Source organism: Chondrinema litorale (assembly GCF_026250525.1).
Lineage (GTDB): Bacteria > Bacteroidota > Bacteroidia > Cytophagales > Flammeovirgaceae > Chondrinema > Chondrinema litorale.
Map to the genome: position 1 here is coordinate 535578 of NZ_CP111043.1, position 23483 is coordinate 559060.

The window sequence follows — 23483 nt, forward strand, 5'->3', positions numbered from 1 at the left end:
TTAGACATTACGTGTTATTAAATTAAAATCTTTTTATTCAACATCCCACCAAATTCTGGTTTCTAGCAAATCGGGGCCTTGCCTTTCAACTGCTACCTGATAATTTGCTTGGTTTAAAGATGTTTCTGCGGTTGGATAGCCTCTACGTCTCGGAATATCTCGATTCTCAACAGCATCTGGTGCAGGAATTAATTCTGGATAGCCTAATCTTCTCCAAGACGACCATGCCTCTAAACCCTGCATATAAAAAGCTATCCACTTTTGTTCTCCAATTGACTTTAAAGAATTACTGACATCGTATGCAATCATGTCACTCTCTAAATAAGTAGTGATAGCATCAGCTCCAATTCCCCAACTTTCCATAGATGCGGTTATAGCTTCTTTGTATAATGTTTCCGGATCGCCAGAAATCCAGCCATAAGCTGCCGCCTCAGCTTGGATAAATAATACTTCTGAATAGGTGATTAATATGGCCGGATTGGTCGCTTCAACAATTTTAAGCCCCGGCAAAGAAACTTGGTTGTTTGTAATACTTCCAGCAACTGCAGCTGTTACTCCATAAGGCATTCCGATATAAGCATTGCCCTCTACAGCTTTTTGAGCAAACAGTTCTATACGAGGGTCTTCTAGTTCTAGCATCTTATCGATAATAGTTGTAGCCACTGCCAGAGTAGGCGTTCCATTATAAAAACTTTCATTCCAAGGGCCATTATTAGGAGAAGCACTTAGGTATACAAATTTTGCATCTTGATCGATACTGGTAAAAACTCCTGCATTTATTGCAGCACTTACAGTTGCCTGTGCAGTAGTTGGATCTACTTTTGACATGCGCATTCCTATACGAAGCTTGAGAGACTGTGCAAACAATTTCCAATACTCCATATTACCACCGTATATCAAATCACCAGAAATTGTTTCGCCATCAAAATCTATCATAGAAGTGGCTTCGTCGAGTTCTGCAATTAAGTCGGAATAAATCGCACTTTGCTCATCATAAGCTGGTGATGGAATCTCAATTCCTTTTAAAGCTTCGCTATAAGGAATATCTCCCCATACATCCGTCATTTTTTGGAATGTCCAAGCTTTTAGAATTTTTGCTACCGCTATTTGGTTTGCATTTGCACCAGATGCTAGAGCATGATCTTTTGTTTCTTCGTCTGAATTGAGCTTTATAATTTCTTCAAGATCAGCCAATCCACCATTGTAAAAAGACTGAAAATTAAGTTCAATGTATTCGTATCTATCTTCAGATGTATAAAGTGTATTGGCCCACATTTGCATGTATCTCATGCCAAGTTGATCTATCCCCCATGAAGTATTTCGACCAAAAAAATTAGTGATTAAACTGCGCTGTGCACTACTCATTAGATATGCTGTGGGTACAGATGTAGGATTATTCGGGTCAATATTTTCTTCTTCAAACCCACTTTCACATGAAGAAATAATACTTACTATTAGAATAAAAATATATTGGATGTATCTATTAATATCTTTTTTCATGACTAAAATTTTAAAAAATCAATTGATCTATAAGAAGTAATAAATAGTGGTTTATAGTAGATTAAAGCTTTATACTCACATTGAAACCCATCGATCTCACACTTGGTAATTGTCCCTCTTCTATGCCTTGTATATTACCAGAACCCAGTGCAGATTCAGGATCGATGTTTGGCACATTCTTATGAAGAATAGCCAGATTCCTACCTACTAATCCAATAGACATCGACTGAATTAAATTATTCTCAAACCATGCTTTCGGAAGGCTATAGCCAATTTTTAATTCACGGAATTTCACAAAGCTCGCATCATATACATGCGCTTCTTTTCTAGATAAAAGATGTTTCCAATAATCTGATGATTCTAGATAAACAGTATTTACTTCACCGCTTTCATTTACACCATCTGCCAGTATACCACCACCTGCATCAACAGGGTCTCTTTGTGGTGTTCCTTTATCGTTTAACCCAGCAGTTTCTAACAATAAACCTGAATATTGACCCAAACCATTAGTGTAAGAATGCACTACACCTCCCTTTTGAAAGTCGATTAGAGCACTTAAAGAAAAGCCTTTGAAATAAAAGCTATTGGTAATACCGCCAGTATAATCTGCCATTACACTGCCCAAAACTTTACTGGTTTCTCTTACATAAAAACCATCTTCGTCTATTACCTTTTGTCCATTATCATTGTATAGGAAGCCAGAACCTTCTAATGAACCATACGCCTCACCTACTCTTGCATTAACAGTTACACCATTTTGTGAACCCAATACATAATTATCCTGTCCCGGTGCCAGCTCTACTACTTTGTTATTATTTTTCGCCCAGTTGAAAATCACATTCCATTCAAAACCACTTGCAGTTTTTATTGGCGTTGTTGTTAGCATTAATTCAACACCATTATTCGTGATCTTACCAGCATTAACTACCAAATACTCAAAGCCAGAAGTACTTGAAACTGGCAGGTTTAAAATCTGATCTGTAGAAACATTATCATAATACGTTAAATCGAAACCTATTCTCCCATTAAAAAAGCGCATATCTAAACCCACCTCATAAGAGGTGTTAGTCTCAGGCTTTAAATCGCTATTATTCAAAGTATTAGGAACATAAAAAATTGGGCTACTACCAAAAGCATCATCAGGACTATAAATAGTTTGCAACCTATAAGGATCAGTATCATTACCAACTTGTGCCCAACCAGCTCTTATTTTACCAAATGAGACAAAATTATTGGCAGGTATCATCTCTGAGAATACAAAACTTGTCGAAACTGATGGGTACATATAAGAATTATTAGAAGCCGGCAAAGTAGATGACCAATCATTTCTTAAAGTTGCATCTAAATAAAGCGTCTCTTTAAATCCAATACTGGCAGACCCATAGATACTATTTACTGTTCTACTACTTTTATAATCGGTAATTGAAGGTCTATCTATCGAAGCTTCCAAGTTGAAATAATTAGGAACACTTAAACCTCCAACTGTCTGGCCTTTATTTTGGTAGAATGACATTTCTCTGTGGTTAGCACCCGCATTTACAGCAATTGAGAAATTGCCAATCATTTTTTGATATTGAGCTAAAAACTCAAAATTATTTTCCCGAACATTATACACATCTTCTTCATACATACTCACATTTTCATGGCCATCTGGAACACGATCTTCTCTTCTATCGCTGTAAAAATCTGTTCGGGCAAAACCGGTAATTTTCAAGTCTTTTGATACATCATAACTTAGAGAAGCATTACCAAACACCCTGTTTCTTTCATCATTATTATATGATTCATAAACTTCAAAAAATGGATTAACCCACCAAAAAGAACTTAAATCTGTTGGACTAGTAAGATTCCAATGCCTAATGGTACCATCTTCCATTTTGTAATTTCGCAGCCTATCCATATCTAGTTGCCTTTCGTGCCAAAGGTTAAAACTAGACACTACGCTCATAGGTCCATCTCCTGTCCAACCACCTGTTGCGGGTCTTCCTAGTGCTTTTGTATTTACAAAATTGGCTACAACTTTGGCAGTTAATTTTTCAGTAACATTGTAGCTAGTATTTACACTAAATGTATTTCTTTGGAGCTCACTATTTGGAAAAGTACCTTTCTGATCCATATTCGTGAAAGATACTCTAAAGGTTCCTTTTTCATTTCCGCCAGAAATTGCCACACTGTTTTTAAGTGATCTACCCGTTTGATAAAAGTCTTTGATATTATCTGGATGAGGAGAAAATGCACGTAATTCACCAAAATTTTCTCCGGGATACCAACTATCCCAATGTCTCACCATCTGACCATCCATCCTCGGGCCCCAACTTTCATCTGCTTGATAATTAATCATTGGTTGGCCATCAAAAGCTGAATATCCTGCTGGATGAATTGATGGATCAAATGCAAAAGTTTCGAACTGTTGTACATAACCCGCACCATATTCATTCTGATAATCAGGTAGTACATAAACTTTATCGAAGGTGGTAGTAGAATTAATAGAAATTCCTATTCCCTTTCTTGCTGAACCTCCTTTGGTAGTAATCATAATTACTCCATTAGAAGCTCTTGAGCCATATAATGCAGCAGCACTGGGTCCTTTTAAGACAGATATCGATTCAATATCTTCAGGATTTATATCTTGGGCAGCATTGCCATAATCTCTGCCTCCACCTGCTGTTTGAGTATCTTCTGAGTTAAAATTTGAATTATCTATAGGTGTACCATCTACAACAAACAGCGGTTGGTTGTTACCAGAAACTGAATTTACACCTCTTATTAGAATTCTGGATGAGCCGCCCAAATTACCAGAAGCCCCTGTAACTTGCACACCAGCAACCTTTCCAGATAAAGAGTTCACAATGTTACTTTCACTGGTTTGCCCTACAGCATCACCATCAATTTTTTGCACTGCATAACCAAGCGATTTTTCTTCTCTTTTTACACCTAATGCTGTTACCAACACCTCTGATAATTGCTGCGAAGATTCAACTAAAGAAACATCTATTTTAGATTGACTCCCAACCGCAACTTCTTGAGTTTCAAAGCCTATAAAAGAAAAGATTATTACATCTTCTCCATTAGATGCACTGATGGAATATTTACCATCTACATCTGATATTGTTCCTTGCGAAGTACCTTTTATTAATACATTTACCCCCGGCAATGGCTCTCCTTCTGAAGTTATAGAACCTTCTATTGTTCTATCTTGCGAATAACCAAAAAACGGGGAAATCAGTAGCATTAAAGTGATTTTCAAAAAGGTAATTTTTTTCATAGATTTAGGGGTTTACGTTTTACGACATAGACAAAGAGCTCCCCTTACGAACTTAATAAGCTCGTTAAAGCATTGTGAGAGATGTGGGAAGCTTGAGAACCAGAGGTATTGCAACTACCTCTGGTTTATTTTTTTAAGTATATATTAACATTTGTTTACAATTAAAAATTAGAAAAAATTCTATTAGTAACATTTTCAAATCATGTTATAAGCAATTAGGTATTCTATTAGAAATAATGATTATTAAGCTCCGAAATTAATGCTGGTGCGGCGGCGAAAGAACTTTAAAAAATCTCAGTTTTCTACTGATCATAAAAGCTCAATTATTTTCTGTAATCGACATCTACAAACATCTACTTCACTTTGCAAGTAGTCTTAGTTTATTTAACATATTCTTCTATTATGTGTCGCTTAAGTCAAATGGTTGGATGTAAAATTTTATTGACTAGGAATCGATTGTTAAGATAGTGTATTTTTTAATATTGAACAATACTTAAGCTTTTTTTAATAATATTCTTTCAAAAACTATAATATATTGAAAATATAGCAAAATTCAATAGTAGTTTATAACACAAACAATAATTGATATAACAACAAAATTCTCCACTCCCATTTTAGTAACTTCTCATTTGAAGTTATTGAAAGATAAACGCTGTAACTATTTTAATTAAAGTAATTGTTAGCATGTTATCTAAATAGCATAAATTTTATTTATTTAGCATTTTTGAAAACAGAAATTGATCTTAATTTTTAATTAGCAAGTCAATTTAATATTAGAGTCAATACTCTTAACAATTTTAATTTAATGAGGATTACATTTTGGGGAGCAGCCAGAAAAGTTACTGGTAGCATGTTTTTGTTGGAACTTGAATCAGATTTTAGAATACTGATTGATTGTGGAATGGATATGGACAGTGAGGGAGAAGAAATGCCTGTATATCCGGGCTCTGTTTTTCCTTTCGAGGCAAGTATGATCAATGTAGTAATATTAACTCATGCACACTTAGATCATACAGGGAAAGTTCCAAACTTAATTAGAGAAGGCTTTGAAGGGCCTATATTTTGTACTGCACCAACTACAGACCTCGCTGAGATTTTATTATATGATGCTGCTTCAATTAATAAATCTAAGTTAAACAAATACCACAAAAGAAAAGGACAAAGTCCAGGTTATAAACCGAATTTTAACCTAGAAGAAATCTTTCAAGAAAAGCATGTAAAACAAGCTTTGAGTCAGATTAAAAGTCTTGCAGTAAATAAAACATATAAGCTTACTAAGAGCATTAACCTAAGAATGATCTCTACTGGTCATCTATTAGGTGCGTCAAATGTTTATTTAGAGATAGAAGAGAATAATGAAAAGAAATCGATCCTTTTTAGTGGTGATATAGGCAGACAAAACTATCCACTTTTAAAAGATCCAGAAACACCTCCACAAGCAGATTATGTTATTTGTGAGACTACTTATGGTGGAAAGTATCATCAATCACTTATTGACACAGAAGAAGAGCTTCTTTCTTTTATTCAAAAAAGTTGTATTGAAAATCCGGGAAAACTAATCATTCCTGCATTTAGTATTGGAAGAACTCAGGCTATTTTATATACCATAAATAAACTCTTTAGAGAAAAGAAATTACCTGATATCCCGGTATTTGCCGATAGCCCAATGGCTATGAAAAGCAATCGAGTTTACGAAGCATTTTCGAACCATTTTAATGAAGAGTCTACAACGTTTAAGAAAAAATATGGGGAGTTATTTTACGGAAATAACTTTGACTATATAGAACAATTAGGGGAGAGCAAAAAAATATCTTCAAAGCCAGGGCCTTGCATTATTGTTTCTTCATCTGGAATGCTGGAAGGAGGAAGAATACAACATCATATCCGTACAAATTTGCAAAATCCAGATACTACTATATTAATGGTTGGCTTTACACCTGAAGGTACTTTCGGGCATAAATTAAGAAACGCACCAGGTGTAATAGAAATGGGCAAAAAAAATGTACCAATTAATGCTAAAATATTAAATACAGATGCATTTAGCGGACATGGCGATCATGATGATCTGCTTAGGTTTATTCACACCCAGAAAAAAGAAAACACCAAAGGTATATTTTTGGTGCACGGAGAAGAAACGTCAATGGATAATTTTAAAGATGCATTAATTGAAGAAGGCTATCAAAATGTAGTAACGCCTTCTAAAGGAGAATCATTTACACTTTAATCTTTAGCTACTTCTTTAACTTTAGATTCTGCGTTTTTCTTTTGTGGAGCTTCTCCTGCTTTAACTTCTACTTTAAGAATAAAGAAGCAATACTTTTCGTCGATAGGTAAAAACTGATATTGATATTTTTCTCCAGTCTTTCTAGCGATATCTATCAAACCTAAACCAGCACCACCTTTATCCGAAAGTTTCCCTTCTTTAATTTGCTTCATATACATTTGCTTTAATTCGGCAATTGAAGAATCGTTTATCTTCTCGATCATTGCCTGAAGCATAGGGATTTTAGAATTGAGGATTTTGTTCGAGGTTAGCACATAATATGCCTCATCTTTTTGACCTATAATAAATAACCCTTTCCCAACCATATCATCAGATATACCATCTGAATGTTTGTTCATATTTTGGAGAGTTTCTACCATTACATGGTAGACTTTCTTTTTGGTAGACCTTTCCTCGTTTTTACGTTCCATTTCATCTTCCGCCATGGAAGTGAACATTTTTGTGATCTCATGATTGAACTCACCTAGATAAACTAGGGAGATTCCGTTATTCATCATTTCATGATAAAAAGTAAGAACACAACGAGTTAAGTTTGCGCTTAAGGTCATTCTTCTTTTCTTCTTGGTTTAAAATTATTTTTATAAGTCAATCCTTAAACGCAGTATTCTGGGCGAATTATATTTTTATCATTATATATCTTATAAAGGTAGAAAAAAGAGGGTGAGGCTTCGAAGAAAGAAAAATGTAACTTCCGGAAAAATGTTTAACTAATATCTCAAATTCTATCTGATAGTAATTCTTTTTATACCACAAATTTGTCTTATTTCACCATTTCCAGATATTCCTTCTACAATTAATTTCACTTCGTATTCTCCTGGTTTTGTGTATCTATTGGTCACTAGCATATCGCAAGCATAATTACCATCGCCAAAACTCCAATAATAATTAGCAACTTTAAATTCTTCTCCAATATAGCTACTTGAACCATCAAAAAAATAAACAAACCGATCTTCTTTAATCTCCTGTATTAATGCAATTTCACCTACATCTAAAACATAAGTAGTGGTGTCTTTAAACTCTATTCCCTCCACTTTTTTTGTTGAAATCAACTGAACATCATACGTCCCATAAACATTATAGCAATGTTCGACTTTATTGCCAGGTTTCATATTTCCATCTCCTAACAACCACAAATGCGACACAAGGTTACCAGTTGCATCTTCTCTGTCATTTGCCTGAAGTTCAACACAATACAGACGATCGTTAGCTAAATCACAATTTAAAGCAGTACTTCTAAAAACCTCACTGGCTTTACATACCTCTTCGCCTTCAATAGTTTGTTCTCCTCCTCTATCTGTTTTGCAAAAAACAACTAAAAGAAATATGTAAAAAAGTAAAAATTGGTGATACATATAAATTCAAAAAATTTACAGCAGATTTTTTTAGAATAGATTCTATTTTAATATTTATTTTCGCCAATGCAAAAAATGCATTTATAATTCTCTTTAAGTACTAATTTTTAGTATTTTTATAAAAACAATTAAATTATTTTTTAAAGGTTACGCATGCCTTATACTATTCTTTTAGCCGATGATGATCAAACATCATTGCAAACCAATCTAAAATTCTTAAAAGAACTAGGAAAAGATTATGTAATTGTGGGGGCACCAGATGGTGTAATTGCTTATGAACTAATCTTACGTAAAAGACCAGATCTTATAATAATCGACTGGATGATGCCACGTATGACTGGCCTTCAAGTGCTTGAAAAAGTAAAAAATAATCCTGAAGTTAAAGACATTCCTATTATAATGGTTACTGCAATGGTAGACTCATACGATCTTGCCAAAGCATTTAAAACTGGTGTTACTGATTACGTAAAAAAACCTGTTGATAAAATTGAATTACTTTCCAGAGCAAGAGCTGCATTAAAATCATATTCCTACTTTCAAACTGTTGTAAAACAAAAAAAAGAACTAGCTCAAATAAATGACGAGTTAAAAGTGGCTCATCAGAAATTATCGAGCTTAAACGATATTAAAAACATCTTTTTCGCTGTACTTTCTAATGACATTAACGAGCCTCTAAATTCGCTAAAAGCATTTGTAAGACTACTCTTTAAAAACATCAATAACTTCTCTAAAGAAGAAATGAAGTATGTTGCTGATAACATAAAAGCTTCATTAAACGATGTGAGTAGCCTATTAAAAAGTTTAGTGAAATGGTCTGAAAGAGATATTTCTAATAATGAAAAAGAGCTTAACATTAAGCCTTTAAAAATTAAAAAGGTTTTAAGTAAGCAAATTAGTTTAATTGAAGAAGATCTCACTAGAAAGCAAATTCTTACCGAAAATAACTTATCTGATGATTTTGTAATCCATTCTGACAAAGCGTTGATGTGTGATTTTTTCAGTCTGTTTATAGAATGCTGCGCACGCTTTATCATTAAAAAAGGCACAATCACATTTAGCCAAAGTACAGAAAACAATCTGGAAATTAATATTGAAGGCTTTAGAATAATGCCTAAATTATTAGAGTCTTTGTTCTCTTTAGATTTTTATCTCACAAACCAGATAAACCCTTATGAAAGAGGCTCAGGACTTGGTTTTGTCTTATGCCAAAATATGTTGCAAGAGTTAAACTTTTACATAAGAACCCAAAAAAACGGTGAAGAGAACATAACCTTTATAGTAGAAACTGAGCGTAAATTAAGTTTGGAAGAACATTAAATTATATTTCTTTGATTCAAATACTATTTTTTGGCTTATCAGTTTAAAAAACACATTTTTGTGCAAAACAATTTTAATTGAGTAAGATTATATAAGTATGTCATCCAAATTCAAATCTATTGCAATTAAAGTAGGACTTGTTGTAGCTGGTCTATTATTATTTTATTTTCTATTTCTATACTTTGGAAATTACAGTACAGGAACCCGTGGTGGTATAGTGATGAAAATAAGCAAAAAAGGATACCTTTTTAAAACATATGAAGGCCAATTAGATGTTGGAGCAATTAATGAACCTTGGTCATTTTCTGTAGATGGAGGAAAAGAAGAGGTAATTCAAGCGCTAGATGAAGCTCAACAATCTGGAGAAAGAGTTCAATTGCATTATGCTGAAAAGTACAGAACCTTCTTCTGGAGAGGTGATACCAAATACTTTATAACTAAAGTAACAAGACAACCCCCAAAGTGACATTATTAATTAAATGATAAACTAGAATCCTGTAGAAACTCTACAGGATTTTTTTATGCCAGATAATATTATTGAATCATTAAACAATTTTATTAATCTGTGTATTTAAATTTATAATTGACAACTCAATCGAAGTTGATTTTCAAAAATTATTAAAAGATAAATTTAAGACTATGCTAAAAGTAAATATGCACAAAATTTTATTGCTACTCTCTCTGTTTATTCCAGCACTTGTTCAGGCACAAACACAAGAAATTGAAACAAACAGCGGCACACTTACAATTGAGCCAATTTTACACGCATCTATGGTGATGGATTGGGATGGTCTAACTATTTATGTTGACCCATATGGTGGTGGCTCAAAATACGAAGGTATGGAAGATCCTGATTTGGTAATTATTACAGATATACATGGAGATCACCTCAATAAAGAAACATTAAACGAATTAAATACTACCAGTGCTAAAATTATTGCCCCAAAAGCGGTTACAGATCAACTCACAGACAAGTTTGAATCTGAAATGATTCACTCTATGGCCAACGGAGATAAAACTACTTGGGAAGGTATTGGCATCGAAGCACTACCTATGTATAACTTACCTGAAACAGAAGACTCTAGACACCCTAAAGGAAGAGGAAATGGTTATGTTTTAACTATTGGAGAAAAAAGAATCTACATCTCTGGTGATACTGAAGATATACCTGAAATGCGTAAATTAAAGAATATAGATGTAGCTTTTGTTTGCATGAATTTACCATACACAATGGATGTAAACCAAGCTGCTGATGCTGTACTAGATTTTAAACCAAAAGTTGTTTATCCATTTCATTACAGAGGTGGAGAAGGTAAATTTAGTGATGTAAAGGAATTTAAAGGCCTTGTAAACAGTAAAAACAAAAAGATTGAAGTTCGCCTTTTAGAATGGTATCCTCAATAAATTAAAATATTAAATGGTATTGCGATATCAAGTATATTTTTTGATATACTTAATTGCAATTAAACCAAATAACTAATGAGAGGTTGGTATTTCTAAATATCAGCCTCTTTTTTTATACCACATATTTTCTCACTTACTTCCCAAAGTTTTGTGGCTAACTCCTTATCATAAGATTTCTCTGCTGATCTTTTTGCCTTACACTTTTCAAAATATTTAGCAGTAATACCTTCTACTTCTTCACTGGTTGCCAAGTATAAAGTGGTGGCAGCGCCATCTTTACTGTTAATCATAAAGTAAGAACCAATTTTCCAAGCAAGTGCATGAAATGTTCTGTTATTAGCATACCCAATCTGTGTACCTACCACTCCCGGATGCAATGTATTTACAGTAATATTTGTATCGGAAAGCCTTCTGGCTAACTCATAGGTAAACAAAACATTAGACAACTTAGACTGGCGATAAGCTTTTAACCCATTGTAACTATTAGTTAAGTTTAAATCATCGAAGTGAATATCGCCTTTATAGTTTCCTATTGACGATACATTGATAATCCTTGCAGCCTCAGCTGCTTTTAGCAAATCCAACAAAGACAAGGTAAGTAAAAAACCAGAAAGATGATTCACCTGAAACTGTCGCTCATTACCATCTTCGGTTAATGCAAACTCTGTAAAATAAGCACCAGCATTGTTTATCAATACATCTATTTTTTTATAGTTTTTTTTAATAGTTTCAATTGCCTGATGCACACTTTTAAATGAAGCAAGGTCAGTAATTATCAAATGAATATTTTCATTACCTGTTTTATTTATAATTTCCTCTTTGGCTGCTACTCCCTTTTGCATATTTCTGCAAAGCATAATTACTTCAGCCCCTTTCTGTGCCAAACCGAGAGCTGTCTCTTTACCTATACCTGTATTTGCTCCTGTAACAATACATATTTTACCTTCCATACTGGTTTTATTAAATTTTACCTTCTAAAATAAATACAATTTAAAATACTTAGAATTAAATTATTCAGCTAAAAATTGACACTTCTTTCAATCAGATTAAAAAATACCTATCAATGAGTTATAAATTAATTTTAAGTTTTCACTTTTTTCTTAATTTTCGGCTGAAATCACACTTACTACACATTTCAACCACTTCTTTTATTAGAAACACTGTTTTTATGCAGTGAATTCTTAAAGCATATCATATAAACAGGAATTAATTATTCTTTTCAAAATCAAAAGTTACTAAATTTCTATTTAACAGAATTTTTCATAAGAAAAAACGATATTATAATAATCAACTTTTATAGAATAGATATAATCCAGTAAAAGTTTTTCGGAATTTATTTTTTTAACTATTTCATCTTAAAACATGCTCAGTAATCCCGATATAATTTTATTTGCCATTCAGGGAGGCATCAGGCTGGCTAATCAGATTAAAACTGCTTCAGTAGACAGAGTAAAACAGAAAGAACTGGTTTTACCACTGCCTGATTTTCCTCAAGACCTCGACTGGCGTAAAGCCATGCTTTTTTTTGAAGGTGAAGGATGTGATCACGCCAAATTAAACGCTAGGATTAATTTTTTAACCCTAGAAGCAAGAAATCAGGCATTAAAACCTTTGGAGCAAGAAGAGCTAATAGATTGGTTTAAAGCAAAGAAAATTCAAGAACATGAGCATGGTGGTGATTTTCTAGGTATTCCTCCACAAGAAGTTTTATCTATGGTAAAGGTAAAACAATGGCAGCGGGGAAAACATAAAAGTGGCTTCCAAAGAATTGCAGGAACGTTGGTTGAACTCGGCGTAGATTTCTTTGTGCAAAACCCTGGAGCATTATCTAAAAACAGTTCTCAACACACATTTCTTAGAGGCTTTTTAGAAGCCATAGACGATGTTTCTCTAAGTGAAGGAAACATTGGAGACATCGCATCAGATTTAATGGTTGCTAGCTTAGAAACAGTATCAGCAAATCCTCAACTATTAACTGGCGACCAATCTAGTAGAGAGTTGGTAACAGCGATTACCAAAGGTTTGAGTACAGATATTCAAAATCATATTGAGTTAATAAAGCAACAAGATGGCGGAATTGGCTCATTCTCAAAAGAAGAAAAGGTAAAATCTTGGGGACAAGCAGTTTTTAGAAGTGTGCTAAAAAATGGAGGAGAAAAAGTATTAGAAGATCCTACTCGATTCCTTGGAACCAATGCAGAAGCTTCGTCTTCTGTAGTAAATCAGGTTGGCTCTGCTATGCTAGATATTATGGTGAATAAAATGGTGAGTGACCCAGCAAAAGGCAAAGTGGAATTAGGTGAATTTTTGAGTCAATCTTCTATTGATAGTATTGTAAAAGCATCTTTTAGTGCAGTAGCAGAAAACCCAGAATTTTTTAAAGTAAAGAATAAAGGTGTACAAAATATTTTAGGTCAATTATTTAATGATCTATCAAGCTATCCAAATAACATTGGCCTAAGCATTTTACCAGAAGTTTCTAGACTCGTGCTAGAAAAAACTGCATCAAACCTTGAAACTATATGGCCGGGAAATACAGATTCAGCAGGTGAACACCTTTTGCTTAATGCATCTAAAACCACATTGGAATTGCTATCGAAACCTTCTGGCGATACTTGGAAACTTGGTTTCAATAAAACACAAGCTGTTGCTTTAGTTGATTCAATTGTGCAAGACGTAGCAACACAACCAGAGTGGATCACATCTAAAATCAATAGCAAATCGGTCTTACACCATGCTTTAGAAGGAACTTTAAAATCACTTGAAGGTATATCTGTTACACAATTAAATAAAGAAACCAGATTAACTGTAATGAAATCTGCACTTTCTGCTGTAGCTGTTAGAAAAGATTTGATCAACAAAAAAAATATAAATGGAGAAGAACAGTATCTAATCACATTTGCCCTCAATTCAATTACTGATATGGTTTTTGGAAATAGTGCTTCTGTCAATGCAAGATGGACTTTAGCTAAAGGAGATGTTTATTCTAAATTGGTAAATGTGTTTTTAGACAGAGTAGTAAAAGATGGAAGTACACAAGAAAAAATAGTAGCGATTAAAAATGTTTTTGCTGCTGAAATTGCCAAGCTTGATTCAGGCGAATCATTTTCAATTGAAAAGCTAGCCGATACACCTGTTTAAAATTTTAAGATCATAATAAATTACAAAACTCAGAATATGCAATTTTTTAAAAGACCTATTACTGTTTATTTTCTAATAGGATTACTGCTGAGTGTAAGCAGTTGTGCCCCTTACTTAAATGACTATTCTAGCGCGCAAGAGAGTTTTAACGAAGCTGCCAGAATGGATAATGAGCTTAAGCTGAAAAAAAACATTGAGAACTTTGCTGATTTAATTTCACCTGAAAGCCAAGTAAGAATAAAATATCTTACCGCGCTAGAAGACATTGATAATGTGATTAAAAGTGGTGAAGCAAAACTAGAAGCTGATGGACTCCTCGCCAGTGCGTATACTATAAAAGCGCTTTGCGAGTGGAAAGTGGAGAAATACAAGCAAAGTGAAGCTACAGCTAGAAAGGGCTTAGAAGCGCTTGCTAAAGCCAAATCTGCTGGACAAGATGTACCTCCAAGAGACTCGGCAATTCTAATGGCAATTCCGGGATTGATTAAGGCAGACCAAGCAGCAAAATTGGTAAAAGCCCCAACTGAAGAAAGAAATTACCAAGCTATTGAAGTAAAAGTTAATTCTGGCATAAATGATTTGGATGCTGCTTTAAAAAGTCTTCCAAAAGGCCATCCTGTAAAAAAATATCTACTTAGCTCTAAACTGGCAATATTAGAAAGCTGGTTGGTAGCTTCTGCTGATTTAAAAGGACAAGAAGGTAAAGAAGCTTCGCAGAAAATTATGAAAATGCAGGAGGAAGTAAGAAAAGAGATTAAAGGCTGATTCTTGATAGCAACAAAAAATCCCGGTGAAATACTTCCCGGGATTTTCTTTCCAATTCATTATCCGTCATGGATAATAAAAGCAATAAATCAATTCAGAGTAGTCATTGTTAGTATAATGGATTCATTTTCATATTTGGATAAGACAAACTCTTTATACCACTACTGATTATTTTATTTACCAGCAGCTTCGTATTTCTCTTTATATTTTTGATAAAGTCTTTGCTGAATTCCTTCTAAATCGAGGAACCTACCTTGGAAATATGCTCTTTCAAGAATGTTAGTACGCATATCCAAAGCATCACCTTCAGAAACAAAAAGACTTGCATCTTTACCAGTTTCTAATGAGCCTGCAACATCATCAATACCAAGAATTTTTGCCGCATTTAAAGTAATACATTTTAATGCTTCTTCTTTACCCATTCCGTAAGTTGCTGCTGTTCCTGCGTAAAACGGCAAGTTTCTAGCATTAGAAACACCATCGTACATTAATGAAACTGTAAGCCCTTGCTCTACCAATAAAGAAGGCAATGCATAAGGTAAATCAATTGGGTCTTCTGCTCTAGAAGGCAATCTGTGAACATCAGAAACAATTACTGGAATATCATTTTCTTTTAAGAAATCTGCTACTAGTAGTGCTTCTTCGGCTTCTACTAATACAATTTTCTTAATACCGTATCCTTTTAGAATTTTTACACTTTCAACAATTTCTTGTGCTGATCCAGTATGTACATACATGGTTTTAGAACCATCGAAAAGACCTTTCATCGCTTCTAATTTAAGGTTTGAGGCCTCTCCTATTTCGATATACGATTTAGTATCGTCTAATAAAGTTTTTACACTTTGAACATCCTGATCGTAATCTTTATTAGGAACTCTATTTACAGTAAAAGTTGCAAAATCAAACTCACGAGAATATTTACCCGGCCAGTTAATGTGGATACCTTCATCCATTTTAACTACAGCATCTTCCCAGTTCCAAGCATCTAACCCAACTACAGAAGAAGAACCAGAAATTCTTCCACCTTGTGGAGTTATCTGTGCATATAAAATTCCATTAAATCGGAATGTTGGAATGTTTTCAGAATCTGTATTGTAAGCGATAATTGATCTGATGTTTGGATTAAGTTCTCCAATTTCTCTGTTATCTCTTGTTGATCTTACAGCACCAATCTCGGTTAAACCTAAATCTGTTGCTGGCAAAATAAATCCAGGATAAACATGCTTCCCTGCCAATTCTACTAATTCGTAACCACTAAGCTGATCATCACTCACATTACTTTTTGAATCTACAATAGTGATTTTTCCTTTATCAAAACCAACTACAGCATCTTCTACAACAGAACCATTACCAATATGAGCAGTAACTCCCACTAATGCGATTGGCTTTTCTTGAGGTTTTCCCGGAGAAGGAACCTGTGCCAAAACACTTCCTGCTAAGCAGGCTAACAATAAAGTATATACTATTTTAATGAATTTCATTTGTTCGAATATTTTATGATTAGGGTAAATCATTCTTCTCCTGCTATATGACCGAAATAAAGATCTTCGCAATGCCAGTTTGTTTCCATTTTGCGGCTTGGCATTCTGGTAGAGCTACCACTTTTCTTAGCATCTTGCATTTTTTGTACAAGTGCAGCTCTTTCTTTAGCAACTACAGCTCTCTTTTCGCTTTCCTTAGTTCTATCGAAGTAGATAATTCCATCAACAATCGTTTTTTCAGCTTTTGCATAAATCGAAAGTGGATTTTCTGTCCAAAGTACTAAGTCTGCATCTTTACCTACTTTAATGCTACCCATTCTATCGTCTAAATGAAGCAATTTTGCTGGATTTAATGTTACCATTTTCCATGCTTCTTCTTCAGACATACCGCCATATTTTACAGATTTTGCCGCTTCTTGATTTAATCTACGAGCCATCTCAGCATCATCTGAATTAATTGCAGTTGTAACACCTGCCATTGTCATTAAACTCGCATTGTATGGAATTGCATAGCGAACTTCGAATTTGTAGTTCCACCAGTCAGCGAATGTTCCACCACCTACACCATGTTCTGCCATTTTATCGGCTACTTTGTAACCTTCTAGAATGTGTGTGAAGGTGTTTATGTTGAAGTTGAATTTCTCAGCAACTTTCATCATCATATTAATCTCAGACTGCACATAAGAGTGACAAGTAATAAATCTTTCTCTGTTGATGATTTCTGCCATGGTTTCGAGCATTAAATCTCTTCTTGGAGCAACTGTAGTAGCTTTTTCTTTAGAAGATAATGCATCGTAAGCTTTCCACTCTTTGTCGTAGTTTAAAGCTCTGCTAAAGCCATCCATGTAAACTTGTTCCACACCCATTCTTGTTTGTGGAAAACGAACAGAATTGTCGTTTGATGAACGCTTTACGTTTTCACCCAAAGCAAATTTAATATAGCCATCAGCACCATTTATCAGCATCTCCTGAGGAGAACTTCCCCATCTAAACTTAACTAGAGCAGACTGCCCTCCAACAGGATTAGCTGAACCATGAAGCAATTGAGCGGCTGTTACTCCACCCGATAGCTGGCGATAGATATTTATATCTTCAGAATCAATTACATCTTCCATGCGAACCATGGCAGAAATAGTAGCTCTGTCATTTACTGCATCTAAAGCAATGTGTGTATGTTCGTCAATTATTCCTGATGTTAAGTATTTACCTGTCCCATCAATCTCGATTGCTTCTTTTTCACTTAAGTCTTTCCCAACTTTAGCAATCTTGCCAGCTTTTACTAATACATCTGCATTTTCTAAAATACCTTCTGCTTCGTTTGTCCAAACAGTCGCATTTTTTATAAGGTAAGTTTCTTGTTTTGGCTTTTCAGTATTTCCAAAAGGAAGGAATGGATAAGTTAATGAACTAATCAATTCAGAAGTTTCTTCGCTCTCTTCTTCCTCTTCTTTTTCTTCTTCTTCTAAAGCACCTTGGTAAGATGCTGTCCAGCTTGTCCAGCTACCATCTGCTTTTTGTGCTTTACCTTCTAAATCTTCACCTTTTAACCATCCGCTTAATCTTATAATTTCTTCAGATTCTTTAGATGGCTTAAATTTCAAGCTAAGTAATTCACCACTCAATCCACCATCTACATCAATAGTAGTAGAATCGTTAATTACCAATTTGTATTTATTTGAACCAGCTTTTCCACTTACTTCTAGCGGGTAAGTATCTGAGTCGATGGTTAAAGTATATTTTCCAGCAAGGTCTGTGGCAGCTTTATCTTTAATAATGTAAGGCTTACCTTGAACCCAGTTTTCGTAGATTACTACATCTTCTTCAAAAAGATTACCTGATGTTATAAGGAAGTTGGCAAGTGAACCATTCTTTAAAGAACCTACAGTTCCTTCCATTTTTACTAATGAAGCAGGTGCAGTAGTTAAAGCTTTAAGTGCGTCTTCTTCAGACAAACCATATTTAATTGCAGTTCTTACATTTTTAAGTAGATCACCTGCATCTTTTAAACCGGCAGCGGTAAAGGCAAAAGGAATACCTGCTGCTGCAATTTTAGAAGGGTTGGTTGGAGCTAACTCCCAGTGTTTTAAATCTTCTAATGATGTATTTAATGCATTAAAAGGATCGTCTACATCATATGGTTCTGGAAAGTTAACAGGAACGATTAAAGAAATATCTGCTGCTTTAATCTCATTAATTCTTTGGTACTCATCACCAGATCCTTTAATAACATACTTAACACCAAACTCATCACCGATTTTATCTGCTCTTAAAATGTTTTTCCAACCTGAAACATCAAAAAACTGAGGTAAAGATTGGTTGCTAATCCAAGCATCTAAAGTATTATCATTAAAATTATCGTTTGCCGCAGTTTGGTACCACTTTGCATCCAGATAAGTCTGACGAATGGTAGCCACATAACCCATTAAAGACATTGGATAGTTTTGACCAGAAGTACCTCTATCGAATGATAATTGATTAGCAGCAGCTGTATTTAATACTAATTCGTTATCGAAACCTTTGCCTAAAGTAACCAATGCTGATGTTCCTCTTGATAAACCATCTTTTTTAGTGGTTAACACAACTCCAAAACCCGCTTCTCTTAATTTTTCAGCATCTTTTTCTTTAGCTGTAAATTCTTCAGCAGCAGCATAATCTGCTTTAATTGCTTCATTTACATAGAAAGCTCCTTTTCTGTCTGTATAAATTTGCTCAGCAGAACCCCAAGACATTCTTCCTCCACGTTTTATTTCTGGTAAGCCATAGCTACTATATAGATCGATTAACGAAGGATAAATAAACATTCCTTTTAAATCTACTTTTATAGCTCCTTTAGGTGCAGTAATGTTCTGACCCGTCGCCTTAACTTTACCATCTTCTATTAATAGCGAAGCGTTTTCAAGTTTGGTTGTTGGATCAACAATTATCGTAGCATTTTGAAACAAGTATATACCTGGTCGGTTATCTCGCACATCGTTGGCCGGATAAATTTCATCCTGCGCCTTTAGCCATCCCGCCGAAACCAGCAACAGGCAAAAAACAGTTAAAAGTTTAGTCATAGTTTGATTGTGATTGTTAAAAATCTGACGTAGTTATAAACAAATATTAAAAAAAAATAAAGAAATAATACAATTTTTATATAAACGACAAAACTGTCAGGACGAACGACAGTGTTATCCGATGTATGTATGAAGGTGAAGTAAATTGGAAGGTAATGAGATCAAATTTAGATCATAGAGATAGATTATACAAAACTTAAGCGTATAGAAAGAGGGATTTTAAATTATCTAATTAAGTCTTTTTTAAGAGTTTCATCAAAAAAAATAGCTTCCGTTAAGAAGCTATCTAAATTTCAGTATTTTTTATAAACGCCAGAGTAATTTGCCACAATCACGACCAATTAACATCCAACTTTCTATATTCATTTCTAACATTACTAAATCGCAAGGTTGCATATGAAAACCTGTATCTCCAGTGATGTATTCTACTAAGTAACTGAGTAATGGATTATGCCCAACAATCATTATGGAATTAAAATCTTCATTTTGTTTCCCAATCCAATCGAGCATTAATCCCATGGGCATATTATATAACTCTTCCATAAAATTAATCTCACGCTGGTCGAAACGCATTTGATCTGCAAGAATTTTGGCTGTAGACTCTGCTCTTACTGCATTGCTTGAGGCAAAGAAATCGGGTTTAAATTCTGTTTCGTAGAGCTTTCTCCCTTGCTTGTTCGCATATACCATTCCCTGCTCGGTGAGTGCTCTGTCAAAGTCTTTTCTGCAGCTGGCATTATATTCTGCTTCAGAGTGTCTGACGATTAAAAGTCTTTTTGTCATTTTAGTTAATTTTAAGGAATATTTCTGATTTAATATGATTGGGTTTTAGTTATATCCACTTATACTTTATATCATCAAACCTACAAAAATTTACAGTCGATCTTCTAGTTTTAATTTGTACTCCCATAATTCGCCATCTTCATTCTCTGGACTGTCCATCACAAAAACACCCTGCCTACCTCTTAATAGAATTTCATTATTTTCTCCTTGTAGAATACTACCTGCAAAAACCGGAGCCTCAGAAAATACAGGAATCGTTTCAATAATATTACCTTTGCTATCTAACCTTACTGCGAGTACATTCATTCCTCCTTTTGCAATCGCCTCACTATTTATAAACTGTTTGTCTTCGGTTCTATAAGTTAAGAAATTTAATACCATAATAAAACCATTTTCAATAGGAGAAACTAAACCATAAAGCCCTTTTACACCTAAAGCACTTCTGCCAATTTCTCTACCCATCATATTCATTCTTAAAATGGTGCAGTTTTCAAACTGGTCGTAGCTATCATCTTTTTGTGTCCCTTTTGTTATAAGCAGAATTTCATCTTCTTTTTCTGAGTAAACCATTGCTCTTGGCACAAAACCATCTTCTAAATCTTCGTCGAAGATTAGGTTGCCATCTTTACTTAAACCCACAAAGCGATAATAAACCTTGTTGCCATTTATCGCTTTTAACAAAATGAAAACTCTCTGCTGATTATCTGTAATCATGTTGTTAATTTCCAGATTACAAGGTACAGCTCCCTCCAAATGCATAAATTTTCTAAGCCAGTAAACATTCTCTTTTTTATCTAGCTTAGCCACAAATACATCTTTTTTACCAGAAAACTCCGAAGGTGCATTCCCCATGGCAATTACCCTTTCATTTTCTAGAGGAAGTGTCTCCGATACCTGATAATTTCCATATGAAACAAGAGAGTCTTTACTAGCAAACTTTAACCCCAGATTAATTTTTGTTTCACCTAAACTAATCTGATTATTCATGTTTGAAATCGACTCAGATTGAGAATCTTCAAATGCACCACTAAACAAAGGTTGCTTTCTCCCTTTACCTGCAATTGCACCTGCTTTTAAACTTTGATACTCACTATCCCAAAAAATCTCTTCGCTTAGCAAAAATTGAACAAGCTCTGCTTTACCTTCATATACTTTGGTAAAATAAGATTTGTAGTTGTTATAACCTTCATCAGTAACTTGTATATTTTTTAATACTTCTCTGCTACTTTCAATTACATTTTTTATCACTTTACCACTATCAGAAGTAAAATCAAATTCATTCTCCATGATTTTAGACAAGTAGTCTGCTTTTAGTTTTTTATACATTAAAACCTTGGCAGCCAGAGAATTACCGTCTATTTTAAATAACTTAAAAATAAGAGGTGAAGCATCGTAATGATCTAAATTGCTCAATACAGCATTATCCATATAGTACTTATTGATAATGGCTGTTAGCCTTGCATCGGCTTCGAGTATATCTTTTCTCAATGGAAAAATTTCTTCTCTAATTGTATGCATTATAGTTTTAGCCCACTCACCATAATCATACATATTTACTCGGCTGTCGCTAAAAGATGATGTGGCTACTTTTTGTGCATTAAAAGCTACAAACTTCTTAAATATAAAAGCTCTCTTTGCTGAACCGGGAAAATGCTTGTCCATCAACTCATTAATATGCTTAATGTTCACATGCATATTATCTGAAAAACTAATCAGCTCATTTAGTGAATTTATAAGCCAGTCGTCTGTTGAAAAATACATATCAGAAAACTCTGAAAACTGATGAACCAACGTATCGTATTTAGATTCTTGTTGTAAATAGTAATGCTTAACAAGTTGCGTTTTCTCCCAAACAGCTTCTGCCTGCAAATAGTAGTTTTGTAACTGCTCTACTTTTTGATGGTAGTGAAATTTTAATGCACTTGCACTTACTTTTCTAGACTGAAATATTCTTTGATAATAAGATTTATTCTTTCTGGCTTCAGTTTTTGTAGCCATGGCTTCAGCCACTTGATAAAGATTGAGTGTAGATTTATATTTTCTTTCAAAATCTACCTGATTGAAAACATCAATTGCCTTGAGCTCTTCTTCTAGTAATAAGCCCAACTGATACATAGCCAAAGCATGTTTGGGATTTGCTTCTATAAATTGATGTAGGTAGTTTTTTGCTGCTTTTTTATCGTCACCTTGTAAAACCTGATTAACTTCCTCGTATTTCAGTTTTTGCGAATGTGCTTTGTTTGAAATTAAAATGCAGAAGTTCAGTACCAAAACAAATGCAAGTTGTATTGATGAGCTAATAGAAAATTTGACTGGCTTTTGCATAATCTGATTTCTAATGAAACCTAAAAAAATTGTTTTGAAGGATAGTTTAACCCTTTGTTTAAAAAATTTTGTAACTGTTTTTACAAGATCAACATAAATAGTGTAGCTTAGGAAAAGCTTCTATATTTGCTATACTTAGAATGTTCAAAAATGAAATTTCGCTTATCAAATTCAAAATAAATTAAAGAATTGTTCCAATGAAAATTATTGCAATTGGTAGAAACTACGCCGCACATATCGAAGAACTAAACAACGAAAAACCAGATGAGCCAGTAATTTTTACTAAGCCAGATACGGCGATATTAAAAAACAATGCTCCTTTTTACTACCCTGAGTTTTCGACTGATATCCACCACGAAGTAGAGATTTTGCTTCGAGTGTGTAAAGAAGGCAAAAGCATTTCTCCAAAATTTGCACATAAATATTATGATGCAATAGGATTAGGTATCGACTTCACTGCTAGAGACTTACAAAGCAAGGCTAAAGAAAAAAGACTACCTTGGGCTCTAGCAAAAGGCTTTAATGGTTCTGCTCCAATTTCTGAGTTTGTTCCAATTGAAGAGTTCAAAGATCTCAAAGATTTAAATTTCAGCTTAAAAGTGAACGATGAAGTTAAACAACAGGGCAACACCAAATTGATGCTCTTTAGTTTCGACGAAATCATTGTTTACATCTCTAAGTTTATTACACTAAAGCAAGGAGACATTATTTTCACCGGAACACCAGAAGGCGTTGGCCCAGTACAAATCGGAGATACACTAGAAGGATTTATTGAAGATAAAAGCTTCTTTAAATTTGATATAAAATAAT

16 protein-coding genes are annotated in these 23483 nt (G+C 34.1%); 7 read left to right on the top strand and 9 right to left on the bottom strand.

Going from position 1 to position 23483, the window contains the following annotated elements:
• Positions 1 to 33 precede the first annotated feature (33 nt).
• A complete protein-coding gene (locus OQ292_RS02230) occupies positions 34 to 1500 on the bottom strand; it encodes a SusD/RagB family nutrient-binding outer membrane lipoprotein (RefSeq protein WP_284684419.1) in 1467 nt (488 codons plus the stop codon).
• Between the two features lie 61 nt (positions 1501 to 1561).
• Positions 1562 to 4765, bottom strand: a complete 3204-nt coding sequence (locus OQ292_RS02235) for a SusC/RagA family TonB-linked outer membrane protein (protein ID WP_284684420.1) — start codon at positions 4763 to 4765, stop codon at positions 1562 to 1564.
• A gap of 805 nt (positions 4766 to 5570) precedes the next feature.
• On the opposite strand from OQ292_RS02235, the gene OQ292_RS02240 reads away from it, so the two are divergent.
• Positions 5571 to 6989, top strand: a complete 1419-nt coding sequence (locus tag OQ292_RS02240; RefSeq protein WP_284684421.1) for an MBL fold metallo-hydrolase RNA specificity domain-containing protein — start codon at positions 5571 to 5573, stop codon at positions 6987 to 6989.
• Here OQ292_RS02240 and OQ292_RS02245 read toward each other — a convergent pair.
• Together OQ292_RS02245 and OQ292_RS02250 are read right to left on the bottom strand one after the other, a co-directional pair.
• Positions 6986 to 7597 (bottom strand): SiaB family protein kinase, encoded by a 612-nt coding sequence (locus OQ292_RS02245; protein ID WP_284684422.1) that lies wholly within the window; start codon positions 7595 to 7597, stop codon positions 6986 to 6988. The genes OQ292_RS02240 and OQ292_RS02245 overlap by 4 nt on opposite strands.
• Before the next feature lie 174 nt (positions 7598 to 7771).
• Positions 7772 to 8401 carry a PKD domain-containing protein gene (locus OQ292_RS02250; RefSeq protein WP_284684423.1) on the bottom strand — a complete coding sequence of 210 codons (630 nt, stop codon included), beginning with the start codon at positions 8399 to 8401 and terminating at the stop codon, positions 7772 to 7774.
• A 153-nt stretch (positions 8402 to 8554) separates the two neighbouring features.
• On the opposite strand from OQ292_RS02250, the gene OQ292_RS02255 reads away from it, so the two are divergent.
• From OQ292_RS02255 to OQ292_RS02265, 3 genes are all read left to right on the top strand, one after another.
• Entirely contained in the window at positions 8555 to 9718 is a 1164-nt protein-coding gene (locus OQ292_RS02255; RefSeq protein WP_284684424.1) for an ATP-binding response regulator, read from the top strand.
• Between the two features lie 97 nt (positions 9719 to 9815).
• Complete coding sequence (locus OQ292_RS02260) at positions 9816 to 10184, top strand: hypothetical protein (protein ID WP_284684425.1); 369 nt, start codon at positions 9816 to 9818, stop codon at positions 10182 to 10184.
• Between the two features lie 188 nt (positions 10185 to 10372).
• Positions 10373 to 11122 carry an MBL fold metallo-hydrolase gene (locus tag OQ292_RS02265; protein WP_284684426.1) on the top strand — a complete coding sequence of 250 codons (750 nt, stop codon included), beginning with the start codon at positions 10373 to 10375 and terminating at the stop codon, positions 11120 to 11122.
• A gap of 92 nt (positions 11123 to 11214) precedes the next feature.
• Here OQ292_RS02265 and OQ292_RS02270 read toward each other — a convergent pair whose 3' ends face one another.
• Complete coding sequence (locus tag OQ292_RS02270; RefSeq protein WP_284684427.1) at positions 11215 to 12072, bottom strand: SDR family oxidoreductase; 858 nt, start codon at positions 12070 to 12072, stop codon at positions 11215 to 11217.
• Positions 12073 to 12484: 412 nt separating this feature from the next.
• Here OQ292_RS02270 and OQ292_RS02275 point away from each other — a divergent pair, with 412 nt between their 5' ends.
• Positions 12485 to 14263: a hypothetical protein gene (locus tag OQ292_RS02275; RefSeq protein ID WP_284684428.1), complete on the top strand. Its 1779-nt coding sequence runs from the start codon at positions 12485 to 12487 to the stop codon at positions 14261 to 14263.
• 36 nt (positions 14264 to 14299) lie between these two features.
• Entirely contained in the window at positions 14300 to 15028 is a 729-nt protein-coding gene (locus tag OQ292_RS02280; protein ID WP_284684429.1) for a hypothetical protein, read from the top strand.
• Between the two features lie 173 nt (positions 15029 to 15201).
• Here OQ292_RS02280 and OQ292_RS02285 read toward each other — a convergent pair whose 3' ends face one another.
• The 4 genes from OQ292_RS02285 to OQ292_RS02300 all read right to left on the bottom strand — a co-directional run bounded on the left by OQ292_RS02285 (position 15202) and on the right by OQ292_RS02300 (position 22673).
• Positions 15202 to 16509: an amidohydrolase family protein gene (locus tag OQ292_RS02285; RefSeq protein WP_284684430.1), complete on the bottom strand. Its 1308-nt coding sequence runs from the start codon at positions 16507 to 16509 to the stop codon at positions 15202 to 15204.
• 29 nt (positions 16510 to 16538) lie between these two features.
• Entirely contained in the window at positions 16539 to 19565 is a 3027-nt protein-coding gene (locus OQ292_RS02290) for an amidohydrolase family protein (RefSeq protein ID WP_284684431.1), read from the bottom strand.
• A 303-nt stretch (positions 19566 to 19868) separates the two neighbouring features.
• Positions 19869 to 20348 (bottom strand): SixA phosphatase family protein, encoded by a 480-nt coding sequence (locus OQ292_RS02295; RefSeq protein ID WP_284684432.1) that lies wholly within the window; start codon positions 20346 to 20348, stop codon positions 19869 to 19871.
• 90 nt (positions 20349 to 20438) lie between these two features.
• Positions 20439 to 22673 carry a hypothetical protein gene (locus tag OQ292_RS02300; protein ID WP_284684433.1) on the bottom strand — a complete coding sequence of 745 codons (2235 nt, stop codon included), beginning with the start codon at positions 22671 to 22673 and terminating at the stop codon, positions 20439 to 20441.
• A 197-nt stretch (positions 22674 to 22870) separates the two neighbouring features.
• Here OQ292_RS02300 and OQ292_RS02305 point away from each other — a divergent pair, with 197 nt between their 5' ends.
• Positions 22871 to 23482 carry a fumarylacetoacetate hydrolase family protein gene (locus OQ292_RS02305; RefSeq protein WP_284684434.1) on the top strand — a complete coding sequence of 204 codons (612 nt, stop codon included), beginning with the start codon at positions 22871 to 22873 and terminating at the stop codon, positions 23480 to 23482.
• Position 23483: the final 1 nt, after the last annotated feature.

What these genes read in the sequence shown, in the direction of transcription:
- OQ292_RS02230 (WP_284684419.1), bottom strand. Translation starts at nt 1,500, where the DNA reads ATGAAAAAAGATATTAATAGATACATCCAATATATTTTTATTCTAATA.
- OQ292_RS02235 (WP_284684420.1), bottom strand. Translation starts at nt 4,765, where the DNA reads ATGAAAAAAATTACCTTTTTGAAAATCACTTTAATGCTACTGATTTCC.
- OQ292_RS02240 (WP_284684421.1), top strand. Translation starts at nt 5,571, where the DNA reads ATGAGGATTACATTTTGGGGAGCAGCCAGAAAAGTTACTGGTAGCATG.
- OQ292_RS02245 (WP_284684422.1), bottom strand. Translation starts at nt 7,597, where the DNA reads ATGACCTTAAGCGCAAACTTAACTCGTTGTGTTCTTACTTTTTATCAT.
- OQ292_RS02250 (WP_284684423.1), bottom strand. Translation starts at nt 8,401, where the DNA reads ATGTATCACCAATTTTTACTTTTTTACATATTTCTTTTAGTTGTTTTT.
- OQ292_RS02255 (WP_284684424.1), top strand. Translation starts at nt 8,555, where the DNA reads ATGCCTTATACTATTCTTTTAGCCGATGATGATCAAACATCATTGCAA.
- OQ292_RS02260 (WP_284684425.1), top strand. Translation starts at nt 9,816, where the DNA reads ATGTCATCCAAATTCAAATCTATTGCAATTAAAGTAGGACTTGTTGTA.
- OQ292_RS02265 (WP_284684426.1), top strand. Translation starts at nt 10,373, where the DNA reads ATGCACAAAATTTTATTGCTACTCTCTCTGTTTATTCCAGCACTTGTT.
- OQ292_RS02270 (WP_284684427.1), bottom strand. Translation starts at nt 12,072, where the DNA reads ATGGAAGGTAAAATATGTATTGTTACAGGAGCAAATACAGGTATAGGT.
- OQ292_RS02275 (WP_284684428.1), top strand. Translation starts at nt 12,485, where the DNA reads ATGCTCAGTAATCCCGATATAATTTTATTTGCCATTCAGGGAGGCATC.
- OQ292_RS02280 (WP_284684429.1), top strand. Translation starts at nt 14,300, where the DNA reads ATGCAATTTTTTAAAAGACCTATTACTGTTTATTTTCTAATAGGATTA.
- OQ292_RS02285 (WP_284684430.1), bottom strand. Translation starts at nt 16,509, where the DNA reads ATGAAATTCATTAAAATAGTATATACTTTATTGTTAGCCTGCTTAGCA.
- OQ292_RS02290 (WP_284684431.1), bottom strand. Translation starts at nt 19,565, where the DNA reads ATGACTAAACTTTTAACTGTTTTTTGCCTGTTGCTGGTTTCGGCGGGA.
- OQ292_RS02295 (WP_284684432.1), bottom strand. Translation starts at nt 20,348, where the DNA reads ATGACAAAAAGACTTTTAATCGTCAGACACTCTGAAGCAGAATATAAT.
- OQ292_RS02300 (WP_284684433.1), bottom strand. Translation starts at nt 22,673, where the DNA reads ATGCAAAAGCCAGTCAAATTTTCTATTAGCTCATCAATACAACTTGCA.
- OQ292_RS02305 (WP_284684434.1), top strand. Translation starts at nt 22,871, where the DNA reads ATGAAAATTATTGCAATTGGTAGAAACTACGCCGCACATATCGAAGAA.